Below are 14904 nucleotides of genomic sequence, written 5' to 3' on the forward strand. Positions count from 1 at the left end.
TATCTTTCGTGGTTTGAGGGAAGAGTGAAGAAGCAAGAAAATGTATATAGAAATATTAAAAAACTTGAAATCACGAATACAAATCAGAAATAATAAAGATAGCAAATGCGGGTAAAGAGAGGTGGAACGATGGATATAATAAATGAGATGTTTCATTCGCCAAATGATTTATTCTCGTTGGGCCTTGATCCGTTTGAGTTTATGATTTATGTGTTCCTGTTGCAAATCGTACAGCGAAGTGAAGGCAAATGGATGCCGTCCATCCGTAAAATTGCCGCGATGTGCAATATGAACAAGAACACGGTAGAAAGAAAAATTAAGAGTTTAGAAGAAAAGAAGCTTATTAAAATTCATAAATACCAGAATAAGAATCGGTACGAAATTTTGCCAATAGAAAATATACAGCAGGATAAGATGGGCGACTATTCGCTTGCACGATAAAAAGCGCAAAAAAGAGCGGGCAAATCACCCGCTCTTTTCCGTGTTTATAAAAGTGGCGACAGAAGCCGCGCCACCGATTCAAGCACACGGTGGTGCCAGGGGCGTTGGTTGTATTCTGCGAGCGTAAGCTCTTTGCTGTCCACCAGATCTCTAAGGAAGTCTTCCTCCAGCTTATAGACGGAATTGCTATTATAAATGATAGCATTAACTTCAAAATTATGCTGAAAACTGCGAATATCCATATTTGCCGTTCCGATGGAAGCGACTACGCCATCGACGAGCAGGATTTTGGCATGTACAAACCCGGGCTGGTACAAGTAGAAACGCACTCCCGCTTCCAAAAGTTCCTGGAAATACGAGCGTGAAGCCCAAAATACCGTATGATGATCCGGTCGACTCGGCAGGAGAATGCGAACATCAAGACCGCTTAACGCTGCTGTTTTAAGCGCCATACTAATAGAATCGTCCGGGATAAAATAGGGCGATGTAATGTAGATTTTTTCTTGTGCTGTTGCGATAATGGAAAAATACATCTGCCAGATTGACTCCCAGTCTGAATCGGGGCCACTCGCGGCGATCTGGATCAACTCTTCGCCCGGTGATTCCGTAAGCGGTGGAAAATAGCGGTCGTCGTTAATATTTTCATTCGTGACAAAGAACCAATCTTTCAGGAAGATGTTTTGTAGCAGATACACCGATTCTCCTTCAAGGCGTACGTGAGAATCGCGCCAGAAGCCAAAACGGGTATCTTTACCGAGATATTCGTCCCCGATGTTCAGGCCGCCTACAAATCCAATTTTTCCGTCGATCACGATAATTTTACGGTGGTTACGGTAGTTGAGCTTGTTGCTGAGAAAGGGCAGGATAACCGGGAAGAACGTGACGACTTCCACGCCTGCTTCCCTGAGTTCGGCGATATATTTTTTATCCAAGTGCACGCTGCCGACCCCGTCATAAATGACTCTTACCTTGACCCCTTCACGTGCCTTGTCTATAAGTACTTGTTTGAATTGCTGACCTGTTGTATCATGCCGGATAATATAAAATTGGAAATGAATATGGTCTTTCGCCTCAGACATATCCTGAATCATCTGGCGGAACGTCTCATCGCCATTGGTAAGAATCTTGCTTCGGTTATTTAATGTAAATGGTGATTCGGCGACATTCATCATTAAATTAAGGAGCCGACGTTTGGAAGCAAGGTGCGGATAGTCCCAGAAATCGTTTTCATCCAGCATACCTGCTGGGACGGTTTCCAGTTTTTTGAGGACTTCCGCGTTGCTAATGAACTTATTACGGAATAATTTGCGCTTGCGTACGTTCCTGCCCAGTAAAATATAAAAAATAAAACCGACAACTGGAAGAAAGTTCAAAACAATAAGCCAAGCCACGGTGCGGGAAGGATTGCGGTTTTCCAGCACGATTACGCATGCAATTAAGAATACGGACAATGAAAATAAAAAGGTAAGATAAGGCTCAATCGTCCGCCAGAAAGAAACTCCCGCTTCTTCTGGGGCAGCGACAAGCAGAAGAGGTGCCGGTATTACGGCGCTAAACAAAATCCACGTCATCGTACACCAACCTTATCTGTGATATTATGTATTTATCTTATTATATCCTCTAAAATCAAAATGGGTCTATGTTTGACCCGATTCTTCTTTACCAAAAATATACCGTCCTACGGATAGAAAATGGATAAACCGGAAAGGAAGTTGTAGTTGGATGTTGCAGCGGTATTTAACGGTAAAGCCGGAAGGCGGCCAGACTGAGATTGAGATAAACCGTTCCCGCTTTATTAGCTACGTACGGCGGGTAGAGACGCAGGAAGAAGCGATTGCTTTTATTCAGGAAATCAAGAAAAAACACTGGGATGCTACGCATAATTGCTCGGCATATATTGTGGGTGAGCATGACCAGCATCAGAAAATGGATGATGATGGGGAACCAAGCGGCACGGCAGGCAAACCGATTTTGGAAGTGATTAAGAAAAAAGGGCTGAAGGATACAGCTATTGTTGTGACTCGATACTTCGGCGGCATTAAGCTCGGTGCTGGAGGACTTATCCGCGCATATGGTAAATCGGCAAGCGCTGGCGTGCATGCGGCTGGTGTCGTGGAGCGTATTTTAACGCGTGAGCATCACTTTTCATTTGATTATACGTTTCTTGGCAAAGTGGAAAATGAATTGAATGCGCGCGGTTTTCAAATCGTCGGCATTCAGTATCTTGATAAAGTGATAGTGACGGTAGGTGAAGAGGAAGGGGAAGAAGAACCGCTCAAACAATTGATCACAAACCTTACAAACGGCCAGGCGGAATGGAAGCCAGGCGATCTTGTGTATATTGAAATCGATCAGGAAACAGAACCTGAAGAAGACGACGAATAGCGGCGCTTCTTGCCCGCTTTCTCCGGAAGAATTGAGTGAAAATACGAAAACTTTATTTGCCAGTCATTGTTTAACTTTGGTAAAATAAAAAGTGTTTGGGGAATAATAACTTCAGCTTTATATGGGAGGAGTTGAGGGGCATGTTGATGAACATTCTTATGTTCATCTTTACATTTTTTGTTGCGTGGGGTCTTCGGAACGTAACGAAGCAGAAAAATAAGTTTGGGATGGTATTTACGGCGATCGCGTTGGCAGTTTGCATTTTTGCCGACGTTTTAATTGTGGCGACTGGATTTGCGGTGCCTTAAGATGTAAGCTTAAAGACAAGCTTGAAAAAGGGGTTGGACGAGCGGACGCCCCTTTTTTGCATGGAATTTTATGAGGAAAAGGGGATAATCAAAATGAAATATGTCGCATTTTTGCCCATTATCGATCAGGAAAAGAATGCTCAATACCGTCCGGCCCACCTCGCGTATATCAATAAATTGTACCATGAAGGGAAAATAATGGCCGCAGGCCCGTTTACTGATGGGAAGGGCGGCATGGTGATTTATATTGCGGATACATACGAAGAAGCGATGGAACTTGCGAAGAATGATCCGGTTGTCGTCGAAGGTGCTCGCTCGCTGGAATTGCGGGAATGGGGTGCGCTGGCGCTGCCGCTTGAGTTATAATAAAAGACGGCAGCTATTATAGGAAGCTACCTGAATCGAGAGTGGGGAGGCAACACAACATGGAAGTTATCAAAATCTCGCCCCGCGGCTATTGCTACGGCGTCGTGGATGCCATGGTACTGGCGCAGAAAACGGCGCAAAACTTTGATTTTCCAAGACCGATTTATATTCTTGGCATGATCGTGCATAACAGCCATGTGGTGAAGGCGTTTGAAGAGCAAGGCATCATCACTTTGGACGGTCCAAACCGGATGGAGATGCTTGAGAGAATAGATAAAGGTACGGTAATTTTCACCGCACACGGTGTATCGCCTCAAGTGAAGGAGCGCGCCCGAGAAAAAGGGTTAACCGTGGTGGACGCGACCTGCCCGGATGTGACGAAGACGCACGATTTAATCCGGGAAAAAGTCGCACAAGGTTACCATGTTATTTATATCGGTAAGAAAGGACACCCAGAGCCGGAAGGAGCATTGGGTGTTGCGCCTGGCCGTGTTCATCTAATCGAGAGAGAAGAAGATATCGACAAGCTTGACGTGCCGTCTGAGAAGTTAATTGTTACCAATCAGACGACGATGAGTCAGTGGGATATTAAGCATATCATGAACAAAGTCATTCAAAAGTATCCGCACTGTGAAGTTCATAACGAGATTTGCTTGGCGACACAGGTACGTCAGGAAGCGGTAGCTGAACAGGCGGGTGAAGCTGATTTGCTTATTGTTGTTGGTGATCCGCGCAGCAATAATTCGAATCGGCTGGCGCAGGTAGCAGAAGAGATTGCGGGTGTGCCCGCATACCGTATCGCTGATTTGGGCGAACTTAACCTTGAATGGCTCAAAGGCAAGAAGAAGGTAGCAGTGACGTCAGGTGCTTCTACACCGACGCCGCTAACCAAGGAAGTCATCGCGTTTTTGGAGCAGTATGATGAAACAAAGCCGGAAACATGGGAGAAAAAGCGGACGGTTAATATGAAGAAAATCCTGCCGGCGTACAAACGATAATGAAGAGGCAAATCTGTGAGGCAAACCTGTGTAGGTTTGCCTTCTCTATTTTTTATGAAATTCGCGGAAAGGAATTGGAACGGATGAAGAGAGCTTTATTGAAGCGGGAACCGATGTGCATCAGCGGCTTGTTTTAGTTGTAAAGTGAAAATCCGGACCCGGTTTGGAAATGGAGCGTGATACACACTCTGCCGCTTTTTCCGCATACACTGGTCAAAAAAGGTGATGTAGGAATGAGAAAGATACGTTTGTTTGGAAGGCGGCAACAGCAGCAGGATCCGTGTATGGGAGTGAAGCAAGGGCAGGTATCAATTTCAGAAGACCTTCTTATGATTCAACAGTTAGCCGATAACGGAGAGAACCCTTGGCGCTTGAACCCGGTACAAACGGCGCGCCAGATAGGAATTGAGAAGCTAGGGTTTGCTCCCACAGATGTTTTTCGTTTCCAGAGATATTATATGGATTACAGTTTAGGATTGAATTATGCACTTGTACAGGCACAGCACGGGCCTTGTCTGTTTCTGATTGAATTGTACCAGCCTGTGCGCCAGGGATCGACCGGTATCTGGGCTGTGGAAAGAGTTGCAATAGTAAATGATTGAGGAGAAGATATCGCTTTTCACTTTATTATTGAAGTGAACCATCCTAAATTTTCGTTCATCAACAGCTCTGCGAGGTTTCTTCATTTGACTTCCAGTATGCCTCTATATCCTATTTCCGGATAACCGGGCACGTTTGAGATGAAAGCAAACGTGCCTTTTTTGACGGCAGTAAACTCGATTTTGGCTGTCTCCCCTTTGCGTAAATCAGGAGAGAAGATATGATAATTTGCCAACACAATATTATGCGTTTTATCATCTAGGTTATAGATGATAAAAGAAACAGTATCGCCTTGCTTACATACAATCCGGTTAGGTACAAAGCCATTTTTACTAATAATGATCGTTTGCGTCCCACGCGGATTTATCTTACCGTCTGGATGCTTTTTATGACCGGTTGTTGCGGGAAGATTGGCAGGTGTCAGCATTTGTTCGATTATTGATCGGCTTTGTGTTTTTACGTTCGGGATGGAAAGAAATGCATGAATGATGAACGTCAGCGTTAGAAGTGTGCAAATCATATGAAACATATATCGATGCATAATATTTTCTCCTTATAAAGGAAGATGGACAGCTAACAATAGTATGGGGAGAATGGTAACATTTCCTTCATGAAACCATTGGAAAAATAGGATATACTTGCTTTAAAATAAAGGGGAGGTAGATGGATGATGGAACTAAAGGTGAATGAGCGTATTACACTGAGGGAAATTGAACATAAGGACGCGGCCGAATTATACGCGCTGGTAGATGCCAATCGGGAACATTTGCGAAGGTTTCTCGGCTGGGTAGACGCAAATCAAAGCGTGTCTGACACAGAGGCTTTTATTGCGGCAAGCAGGCAACTCCAGCAAATGAAAAATGGTGTGACTTATATGATTCGATACGAGGGCAGAATTATCGGTGTCATCAATCTGCACCACATTGATTGGATGAATCATCATACAAGCATCGGGTACTGGCTTGCGGAAGGGATGGAAGGTCAGGGCATTATGACCGCTGCTGTGAAAAGATTAATTACATACGCATTTGACGAATTGGGATTAAATCGGGTGGAAATTCGTTGTGCGGTGGAAAATCGGAAGAGCCGCGCCATACCGGAGCGGCTCGGCTTTATAAGAGAAGGCAGAATCCGCCAGGGAGAGTGGCTGTATAACCGTTATGTTGATCACTATATTTATAGCCTGTTAAAAAACGAATGGCGACGGGATTAACAACCGCAGCTTCCGCTTCCGCAGAACGGTGTTAATTCTTCGAGACGGCCGATTGGGAACGCACGCTCTTCGGTGGATGAGCGGAAATGCCCCCATGCCATTACACCGTTTAAGTAGCGTACAAAAAACGGTTCATCGTATCCGATAACCCCATACTCCTGTCCGCTCATAAAATGATCCGGGTTAAGCAGATAAGAGCGGGCCATGAAAAATTTAGATTCGAGCACCGATGCTTCAGAAATGTATCCGGCCTGGTATTTTCGCATACTTTCCGCGCGCAGGCGCTGCATTTCCGCCTGCAATTCCTCTCTTGTCATTTCGCTGTAACGTTTCATGCGTTTATAACCTCTTTCTACCTATGGTTCACCTGTTTTTTATACTTGATTAGTAGTATATCACAAGTCCCTTAATAAAAAGTTTGAAACCTGTATTGGCAGGTAAGACTCGGATCGTTAACCGCTTATCTGGAAAAGAAAAGCTCGCGGGGATAAGCCCGCGAGCTTTTTCTCATTGAGTTTGTCCTGTGTACGGGAATTGGGAGGTATAACCGTTAAACTGTTGGTATGTCTGATCCAGTTTCTGTTGCTCTTCCGCTTCAAGCTTATACCAACCTTGCTGGAACATCAGGTTGAAAATATCACGCGCGCACTGGTGCGTTTCAGTCAGGCAAGTCAGTATATCGCGGTGCAGTGCATCATGGCTTGCTTCGCGCACCGCAATGTTAAAATTGTCGGTCAGATATTTTTGAGTTGCAAGGATATCGTTTAGACGGTCGCGGTCAGTCATTTGCGGGCTTTGCTGTATTTGGCCGCCTTGCAATGGTGCGGTCGGATTTGCGATTTGGTTATTTTGCATAATATCCCTCCTTAATCATTGTGCAGACATATTGGTCGGTATATTGCCCATAGCGCTATTATTGTTGTTCTGGCAGTGCTGAAGCAGCGTATTGTAATGGCGTTGATGCATTTGGCCTGCGCGGTCAATGATTTGCTTGATTTGTGGATCGGCACATTCTTGCGCATAGTGACTACACTTTTTCATAGCGACAAGCAGCCAGCTCATTTGATCTTTGACATAGAGTACGTCTTTTGTCGTCATGACTGCTGGCGGTGTCATCATTATTGCCTGCTGCATTTGTCCGGGTGTTTGTTGCTGTTGTTGCACGGAATAAACTCCTTTCATTATATGGATTTATACATGCATATTTTGCACAAAAAAAACCGACGCATTCACGCGTCGGGCATTGTAAGTTTGCCAATCGTGATATTGATGGTGTCAAGTTCGAGGTTCAGATGCCGGACGTAAGCATCATAGATGCGGTGGTGTATTTCCTGCGCCACCTGTCTTAAGGGAGTTCCGCGCGGCACGTTTAGGTGAACTTCCAGTGAGACGAAAGGCAGATCGTTTAGCATGACATGAATTTTGGTCATGTTTGTTACTTCCTGCATATCGCGGCAACTTAATGTGATCAGCTTACGCAAAACATGTTCCGTGACATGGACGCGTCCACCACCGAAATCCGGCTGTACGATTGTCGTTTCTCCTATTACTTCTTTTTTGGCGGAAAAAAATTTTTTACCGCGCGCGATCAGGCGGCGGAAGAAATCTTGTTCCACCTGAATGTAAGGAATTGGGATGACGTGTTTGCCGGCGGTGCGCCGGGTATAAAGCGCTGCCTTAATTTCGCTGGAAGAGCGGATATCTTCAATGGCGATATATTTGGAAATTGGCCCTAGTTCAAGCGCGTCCGCGATTCGGTTTACCATTTTGCGTGAGGTGCCGAGCAAGAGAATCCGCTCGATTTCGTATTCATGGATCGCTTTTCGCACTTCCTGCGCGTGGTCTTTATAGAAAAAAATCGCTCGTTTGACGGCCTGCACCGTTGTGCGCTCGTATTTGGCAGATGTGCCTGCAACTTTGCGCCCTTTATAAATAAGCAGGCCATCATCAATAATGGCACTGATTTTATGTTTATGCGCCAGCTCGAGGGCGCTTGAGCTTTTTCCTGTTCCGCTTGGGCCGTACAATGCGTAAACATCCATACTACGTGTCTCCTTTGCCGAATTCGAAGCAACTGTTAGGAGGCAGACACTGATTGTTTTCCCATTTCAGCTGAGCGTTCGGCCGCGCGTTTGATGCAGGCAAGCATCGCTTCCTGGAAGCCGCGTTCTTCGAGCACGGCAATCCCTGCTGCGGTCGTACCATTCGGACTGGTCACTTGTTTGCGTAACAGTGCCGGTTCTTCTTGGCGGTCGCGGAGCATATGCGCTGCGCCGATGATCGTCTGCAGAATCAGGCGGCGGGCTACTTCCGGTGCAAGGCCGATTTCACGTCCGGCCGCTTCCATTGCTTCTACCAAATAGTATACATAAGCTGGACCGCTTCCGGAAAGACCGGTTACGGCGTGCAGGTCTTTTTCTTTTACTGTTTCTACAATACCGATCGCTTGAAAAATTTGCATGGCAAGTTCCATATCCTTTTCCGTAGCGAACGCGCCGGAAGCGATCGCTGTAGCGGACAAACCGACCGCCGCTGAAGTATTTGGCATTGTTCGGATAACCGGGGCTTGGTGGCCAAGCAGGTGCGAAATATAATCCGTGGAGATGCCGGCCAGTACAGAAATAAAAAGTTGTTTCGGCCGGGTGAATGATTGAATCTCTGCGATCGCTGCGTCAATATCTTTCGGTTTGACAGCGAGGATGATAATATCCGCTGTTCTAATCGCTTCTTCTTTTCTTAATATAGAAATTCCATAGCGCGTCGCTAATTCCCGGATGCGGGTGCTATTGCTGCGGTTTAGTGCACAGATCTGCTTGGAAGGAAGGAGATTTTTGTTTACCAATCCTGAAATCATTGCTTCCGCCATAGATCCAGCGCCAAGAAAGCAAATGGTTTTATCCTTAAGGCTAGACATTGCATTCTCCCCTTTATCGAATTTGTCCCGTGCCATAGATGACATACTTGGAAGAAGTAAGAGCCGGCAGGCCCATTGGTCCGCGTGCATGCAGTTTCTGTGTGCTGATGCCGATTTCCGCCCCGAAGCCGAACTCAAATCCATCTGTAAAACGGGTGGAGGCATTATGGTAAACCGCGGCGGAATCCACACGAGTGAGGAACTTACGCGCGCTTGCTTCCGATTCGGTTATAATTGCTTCCGAGTGCTTTGTGCTGTATCGGTTAATATGTTCAATGGCGCTGTCGACCGATTCAACCACGGTGATTGCCATCGTGTAATCCAGATATTCCGTGCGCCAATCTTCTTCCGTTGCTGGAATGATCTCCACATTCTTTGCCAATTCGCGTACGCGTTCGCAGCCGCGGAGCTCGACGTTTTTCTCTTTTAGTGCGCTCAACAAAGCCGGGAGGTGTTTCTTGGCCCAAGCTTCGTGAACAAGCAGCGTTTCGGCGGCGTTGCATACGGCCGGGCGCTGCGTTTTTGCATTTATTACGATGGCATGCGTCATATCGGGTTTTGCCGATTCGTCAACGTATATATGACAGTTGCCTGCGCCTGTTTCCAGCACCGGAACCGAGGCGTTTTCTACGACCGAGCGGATAAGGCCCGCGCCACCGCGCGGAATGAGAACATCGAGATAATCGTTCATTTTCAGCATCTGATTCACTTCTTCGCGTGTGCCTTCTTCAAGCAATTGTACCGCCTCTTGCGGAACGCGAGTGCTCAGGAGTGCTTCACGCAGGATGGTGACGAGTATCCGATTAGAATGAAGTGCGGAAGAACTGCCCCGCAGAATGACCGCATTGCCGGATTTCAGGCAAAGTCCGGTTGCGTCCACGGTTACATTCGGACGTGCTTCATAAATCATGCCAATGACACCGAGCGGCACGCGCACTTTAGTAATACGCAAACCATTCGGCCTTTCCCACGAATCCATCACTTCGCCGATAGGATCTGGCAACTCGACAACTTGACGCAGTCCTTCTGACATGTCGTGGACGCGGATTTCCGTCAACATTAGGCGATCGATAAGTGCGCCTGTTACGCCTGCTTCTTTGGCGGACGCTATATCTTTTTCATTCGCTGCAAGAATGCGCGCCATGTTGTTTTCAAGCGCGTCTGCCATTGCGAGCAACGCCTGATTTTTTTCTTCGGTGGTCAGCGTAACCATTTGCGCTGCCGCCTGTTTTGCCAGTTTTGCCTTGTCGAGCAGTGTCATTGCATAATCTCCTCCTTATGTTCCTCTTTATTCTCATTGATATATAACGTCACCCAGTTATCCCGGTGTACTGCTTCTACGCGGAGAACGCCCAGTTGTTCGCGACAAACAGCAGTGGATTCACCTTTTACCTGTTCAAGTTGTGCCGCAGAGTAGTTGACTTCCCCTTTCCCGAGCAAGCGGCCGGATAAATCGGTTACTTCCACGACTTGGCCGGCTGAAAAATCCCCGCATACCCTAACAATTCCGGAAGGTAGCAGGCTTTTTCCTTCGTAGAGCAACGCCCGGGCTGCTCCCTTATCAATTACGATGCGTCCGTCGCTTTCTGCGTGAAAAGCGATCCATTGTTTACGCGCTTTAAGAGGCGCTCTCATGTCGTTGCGAAAATATGTGCCTTCCCCTTTTCCTGCCAAGATGTCAAGCAGTTTGCCTGCGCCTTTGCCTGTACCGATAAAAACATGGATACCTAGCGAAAGCGCAAATTTCGCAGCGTTAATTTTCGAACGCATGCCTCCAGTGCCGACGCGGCTGCCGGTTCCTCCGGCAATGGCCTCAATCTCGGGAGTAATCTCTTCAATGAGCGTAAATTTTTTCGCCTGCGGATTTGTGCGCGGGTCAGCGTCATACAATCCGTCCGTATCAGTCAAAATGATTAAATCATCCGCTCGCAAAAAGCCGGCCACAAGCGCGGAAAGCATATCATTGTCCCCGAATGTAAGCTCATCGACGGCTACGCAGTCATTTTCATTAATAATCGGGAGAATCCCTCGTTTCAGTAACTCGTTCAATGCATTATGGGTGTTTTGGTAGCGATGACGTTTGGAAAAATCGTCGCGCGTAAGCAAAATTTGCGCCCCTGAAAGCCCGTATGTCCGCAATGAATCATTATATGCCTGGATTAATAGTCCCTGGCCGACCGCTGCAGCCGCCTGTTTGCCTTCCAGCGTAACAGGTCGTGATGGATACCCAAGCTGCGTAAATCCGGTCGCAACAGCTCCGGACGATACGAGAATGACCTCGTGACCCGCCCGGCGCAGCGCCGCTAGTGCGGAGACATGCTCTTCCAGCTTTTGACGGGACAATCCGCCTGTCGGGTTTGTCAGTGAGCTGCTTCCGATTTTCACAACAACACGATGTTTTCTTTTGGCATCCATCCTTGTACTCCACCTTTATTCTCAGAAATACTTCATCACAAGAAAAACACGCAGACATTGCATGACCATCTAACAAAAAAATGCCTTTCGTTCCTTTGCAAAAGGACGAAAGGCAAATTGCTTCCGCGGTACCACCTTTATTGGCGATGCGGCATTGGCCGCATGCCCGCTTACCTCTTTGGTAACAGGGAGAGGACCCTGGCCAGGTTCATCCCTGGCGCTCCGGGGTGGGTTCAGGCAGGCCGTACGGCAAATCTTGCAGCGGTATGATTTGCTCTCTGAACGCAGGCGTATGCCCTACTAATCCCCATCAACACGTTCGTATCTTTATACCATTGGATTTGAAATTTATTATCGCAGACCCTTTACACAATTGTCAAGTGATATGAAAAAAAATGCAGACTGTATATTTTCCCTGTTTCTACACAACCTACCTAAAGATTCTGCAAAGAAACGGGTGACAAAAATGGGGAAATTTAAAAAGCCGAAAAAAGCAAAAACGTTAGAAGAAATTGCGCAGGGACAGGCAAAAGAAGATGTGAAAGAACAGAAGAGGCTCGAAGAGATTGGCATTGATCCGATGACAGCGGTGAATGCCGCGCGGCTGCAAGCGATATTTAAAGATGTGGACGTGTTTGTCACGCATCTATTAACATTTCCAAACGCAAAAAATGACGCAAGAATGCCGGAAGGGGCAGTATTTTTTCTGGATGACTTGGTCAATGAAATGATTCTTGACCAGCATGTGATCCGGCCATTGTTAGAAATGGGCCCGGAGTCGTTTCTCGGTCATGTGGAAGATCAGGTGATTACGGCAAAAAAATTGATGCCGGTTGATAATTTAAAAACGATGATTGAGATGATTACCGCCGGCTGTGCTGTCGTTCATGTCGATTATATGCCGTATGCGGTCGCGGTGGTTACGCCGAACCTCCCAACCCGTTCTGTTTCCGAACCAGAGGCTGAACAGCTGGTGCGGGGCCCGCGCGAAGGTTTTACCGAGAAGCTACAGGATAATACAGGGTTGATTCGCAAGCGGTTACGCACGCCGGATTTGAAGTCGGAAGTGATTAAAATCGGCCATCGTAGCCGAACAGTGGTCTGCTTTATGTATATTTGCGATCTTGTAGAAGAAGATGTCCTTAATACGTTGCGGAAACGATTGAAAGAAATCGATCTGGATGTTCTTCTGGAGAGCGCCGAGCTCGAAGAGTTAATTCAGGATAGTGTCTACTCGCCGTTTCCACAAATTCTTTCCACTGAACGACCGGATAAAGTAGTATCGGGACTGGCGGAAGGACGGGTAGCCGTCATTGTTGATGGTACGCCATTTGTGCTGCTGATACCGGCTGTTTTCTATGATTTCTTGCAGGCTAGCGAGGATTACTATCAGCGTTTTTACTTTCCCAGCGCGGTTCGTCTATTGCGGATCATTACGTTTCTTACCGCGCTACTAGGCCCGTCCCTTTATGTTGCTATTACTACATTTCATCAGGAGCTTATCCCCACCCCGCTTTTATTAACGGTTATTTCAGCTAGAGTCGGTGTGCCGTTTCCGGCGTTAATTGAAGCGTTAATTATGGAGATTTCGTTCGAGATACTGCGGGAAGCGGGTGTGCGCCTGCCGCGTCCGGTCGGTTCGGCGGTCAGTATAGTAGGCGCGCTTGTTGTAGGGCAGGCGGCCGTAGAAGCGGGGATCATTTCACAGGCAATGGTCATTGTCGTAGCTTTTACAGGGATTGCTTCTTTTACTATTCCTGCTTTTAATCTGGCTATGGTTACCCGCCTGCTGCGTTTCCCGATGATGATTGTTGCAGCGAGCCTGGGGATATACGGCATTTCGATTGCGCTTGTCGCGCTCGGTATTCACATGTGTTCGCTGCGTACGTTTGGCGTACCGTATATGTCCCCGGTTGCCCCGGCGCATCCTAGGTCATGGATAAGCGAACTGCTCGTTTTGCCATTTTCACTACGAAAATCGCGGCCAAATTATTTGCAGAAAAAGGACCTGAAGAGAATGGATGTAGCTTCTAATCCTCCGGAGCAGGAAGGGGGAACGCATGAATGAAGAAAAAACTGCTTTCATTTGCTTTCTTTTTCCTTTTGTTCGTCCCCTTTCTTCAGGGATGTGGCACAGTAGCGGGCGGCATTGCTGTCCGGGAATTAAACCAGTTAAATGTCGTAATGATCACGGGGGTAGATTATGATCCGAAGCATAAAAAATTTATTCTGTCTATCCAGTCTCTTAAACCGGCGAAGGAAAAAAATGTCGCCATTTCGCCAGAGAGCGCATATACGGCAAGAGCAACAGGAGACACCATTATGGAAGCTTCAAAAAACTTGCGTGCTCAAACATCCGGAAAGCTTGTCTGGTTTCACAGTAAGGTCATCATATTAGGGGAGACGTTAGTAAAACAGAAAGTACTGAAAGAAGTGGTGGATTTCTTTGCGCGAAATCGGGAAATTCGTTATTCCAGCTGGATTCTTGTCGCCAATGGAACGGCGGAGGATATCGTAACAGCAGAGCCAAATGGCGAGAGTACAATGGGAGAGGAACTGGTCGGAATTATTAACAATCAGGCGGAATGGGGCCGAACGGCAGTTGTGATGCTACGTGAACTCATTAACAGCTATGCGAGTCCGTACGAAGGATTTGTCACCGGTCGTGTTCACAAGTATCTTTCCAAAGATAAGGAAAAACAAATTATAGCGATTACCGGCGCTTCCGTAATTCGTAATCAAACACTGGTAACGGATTTATCCAGAGAGGAGGTTCGGACGCTTCATTTTCTTAATAAAACGATACAGCAGGAGCCGGAAATAGTCTTTTCTGTTCCGCTAAACGAAGCGGGGAGCAACAGACGAAGTACCGCGGTACAGATTAAGATAAAAGACAGGAAAAAAAGCAGCATAACAAATGGAGTTCCCAAAATTGATGTGCAATTAAGCTTGGATGCTACCGTTTTAGAGTCGGGCGCTTCACCCGATTTTAACAAGGAGGTGACGGTGGCCAAGCTGAAAAAACGATTGGAAGAAAGAATACAACGTGACATTCGCACTCTGCTTCATAAAATGCAGAAAGAGAAAAAGGTCGACATTTTTGAATTTAATAGTTTGATTCACCGTCAGCATAAACGGTACTGGCATGAGCATCGAAAGGAGTGGGATACTATTTATCCGAATATTCCTGTTCATGTATCCATTACATGGAATACGTTCCGTACCGGGCTAATTAATCAGGTAAAAAAAGGTGAACAGTCATGA

General features: G+C 46.7%; 18 protein-coding genes and 1 other annotated feature. Of the genes, 9 read left to right on the forward strand and 9 right to left on the reverse strand.

Going from position 1 to position 14904, the window contains the following annotated elements:
* The first annotated feature begins 129 nt into the window (after positions 1 to 129).
* The gene (locus tag ACH33_RS03000; RefSeq protein ID WP_057897677.1) at positions 130 to 441 is read left to right on the forward strand and encodes a helix-turn-helix domain-containing protein; all 312 of its coding nucleotides are present in this window, start codon (positions 130 to 132) and stop codon (positions 439 to 441) included.
* Between the two features lie 44 nt (positions 442 to 485).
* Here ACH33_RS03000 and cls read toward each other — a convergent pair whose 3' ends face one another.
* Positions 486 to 2012, reverse strand: a complete 1527-nt coding sequence (gene cls, locus ACH33_RS03005; RefSeq protein ID WP_082705864.1) for a cardiolipin synthase — start codon at positions 2010 to 2012, stop codon at positions 486 to 488.
* 151 nt (positions 2013 to 2163) lie between these two features.
* Between cls and ACH33_RS03010 the strand changes: the two genes are divergently transcribed.
* The 5 genes from ACH33_RS03010 to ACH33_RS03025 all read left to right on the forward strand — a co-directional run bounded on the left by ACH33_RS03010 (position 2164) and on the right by ACH33_RS03025 (position 5100).
* Positions 2164 to 2826, forward strand: a complete 663-nt coding sequence (locus tag ACH33_RS03010; RefSeq protein WP_057897678.1) for a YigZ family protein — start codon at positions 2164 to 2166, stop codon at positions 2824 to 2826.
* A gap of 140 nt (positions 2827 to 2966) precedes the next feature.
* Complete coding sequence (locus tag ACH33_RS19040; protein WP_236781957.1) at positions 2967 to 3134, forward strand: DUF2759 domain-containing protein; 168 nt, start codon at positions 2967 to 2969, stop codon at positions 3132 to 3134.
* A gap of 93 nt (positions 3135 to 3227) precedes the next feature.
* Positions 3228 to 3500 (forward strand): YciI family protein, encoded by a 273-nt coding sequence (locus ACH33_RS03015; RefSeq protein ID WP_057897679.1) that lies wholly within the window; start codon positions 3228 to 3230, stop codon positions 3498 to 3500.
* A gap of 59 nt (positions 3501 to 3559) precedes the next feature.
* On the forward strand, positions 3560 to 4498 hold the full coding sequence (locus ACH33_RS03020) for a 4-hydroxy-3-methylbut-2-enyl diphosphate reductase (protein ID WP_057897680.1): 939 nt from the start codon (positions 3560 to 3562) through the stop codon (positions 4496 to 4498).
* A 233-nt stretch (positions 4499 to 4731) separates the two neighbouring features.
* Complete coding sequence (locus ACH33_RS03025; RefSeq protein ID WP_057897681.1) at positions 4732 to 5100, forward strand: hypothetical protein; 369 nt, start codon at positions 4732 to 4734, stop codon at positions 5098 to 5100.
* Between the two features lie 80 nt (positions 5101 to 5180).
* On the opposite strand, the gene ACH33_RS03030 is transcribed toward ACH33_RS03025, so the two are convergent.
* Complete coding sequence (locus ACH33_RS03030; RefSeq protein ID WP_057897682.1) at positions 5181 to 5639, reverse strand: cupredoxin domain-containing protein; 459 nt, start codon at positions 5637 to 5639, stop codon at positions 5181 to 5183.
* A gap of 126 nt (positions 5640 to 5765) precedes the next feature.
* Between ACH33_RS03030 and ACH33_RS03035 the strand changes: the two genes are divergently transcribed.
* Positions 5766 to 6311, forward strand: coding sequence for a GNAT family N-acetyltransferase (locus tag ACH33_RS03035; RefSeq protein WP_057897683.1), 546 nt, complete (start codon positions 5766 to 5768; stop codon positions 6309 to 6311).
* On the opposite strand, the gene ACH33_RS03040 is transcribed toward ACH33_RS03035, so the two are convergent.
* The 7 genes from ACH33_RS03040 to proB all read right to left on the reverse strand — a co-directional run bounded on the left by ACH33_RS03040 (position 6308) and on the right by proB (position 11640).
* Positions 6308 to 6646: a YfhH family protein gene (locus ACH33_RS03040; RefSeq protein ID WP_057897684.1), complete on the reverse strand. Its 339-nt coding sequence runs from the start codon at positions 6644 to 6646 to the stop codon at positions 6308 to 6310. The two genes, ACH33_RS03035 and ACH33_RS03040, sit on opposite strands and share 4 nt — an antisense overlap.
* Positions 6647 to 6818: 172 nt before the next feature.
* Positions 6819 to 7169 (reverse strand): spore coat protein, encoded by a 351-nt coding sequence (locus ACH33_RS03045; RefSeq protein ID WP_091260846.1) that lies wholly within the window; start codon positions 7167 to 7169, stop codon positions 6819 to 6821.
* A 12-nt stretch (positions 7170 to 7181) separates the two neighbouring features.
* Positions 7182 to 7445: a hypothetical protein gene (locus tag ACH33_RS03050; protein WP_057900226.1), complete on the reverse strand. Its 264-nt coding sequence runs from the start codon at positions 7443 to 7445 to the stop codon at positions 7182 to 7184.
* 95 nt (positions 7446 to 7540) lie between these two features.
* Positions 7541 to 8353, reverse strand: a complete 813-nt coding sequence (locus ACH33_RS03055; protein ID WP_057897686.1) for an isopentenyl transferase family protein — start codon at positions 8351 to 8353, stop codon at positions 7541 to 7543.
* Positions 8354 to 8388: 35 nt separating this feature from the next.
* Entirely contained in the window at positions 8389 to 9225 is an 837-nt protein-coding gene (proC, locus tag ACH33_RS03060) for a pyrroline-5-carboxylate reductase (RefSeq protein WP_057897687.1), read from the reverse strand.
* Positions 9226 to 9238: 13 nt separating this feature from the next.
* Positions 9239 to 10486, reverse strand: a complete 1248-nt coding sequence (locus ACH33_RS03065) for a glutamate-5-semialdehyde dehydrogenase (protein WP_057897688.1) — start codon at positions 10484 to 10486, stop codon at positions 9239 to 9241.
* A complete protein-coding gene (proB, locus tag ACH33_RS03070; protein WP_057897689.1) occupies positions 10483 to 11640 on the reverse strand; it encodes a glutamate 5-kinase in 1158 nt (385 codons plus the stop codon). Before proB ends, ACH33_RS03065 begins: the two co-directional genes overlap by 4 nt.
* A gap of 98 nt (positions 11641 to 11738) precedes the next feature.
* Positions 11739 to 11963: a binding site (T-box leader), on the reverse strand.
* A 143-nt stretch (positions 11964 to 12106) separates the two neighbouring features.
* Between proB and ACH33_RS03075 the strand changes: the two genes are divergently transcribed.
* Together ACH33_RS03075 and ACH33_RS03080 are read left to right on the forward strand one after the other, a co-directional pair.
* On the forward strand, positions 12107 to 13708 hold the full coding sequence (locus tag ACH33_RS03075; RefSeq protein WP_057897690.1) for a spore germination protein: 1602 nt from the start codon (positions 12107 to 12109) through the stop codon (positions 13706 to 13708).
* Positions 13705 to 14904, forward strand: a complete 1200-nt coding sequence (locus ACH33_RS03080) for a Ger(x)C family spore germination protein (protein WP_057897691.1) — start codon at positions 13705 to 13707, stop codon at positions 14902 to 14904. The genes ACH33_RS03075 and ACH33_RS03080 overlap by 4 nt, the downstream gene beginning before the upstream one ends.

Source organism: Aneurinibacillus sp. XH2, assembly GCF_001439585.2.
In the GTDB taxonomy this organism is placed as follows: Bacteria; Bacillota; Bacilli; order Aneurinibacillales; family Aneurinibacillaceae; genus Aneurinibacillus; species Aneurinibacillus thermoaerophilus.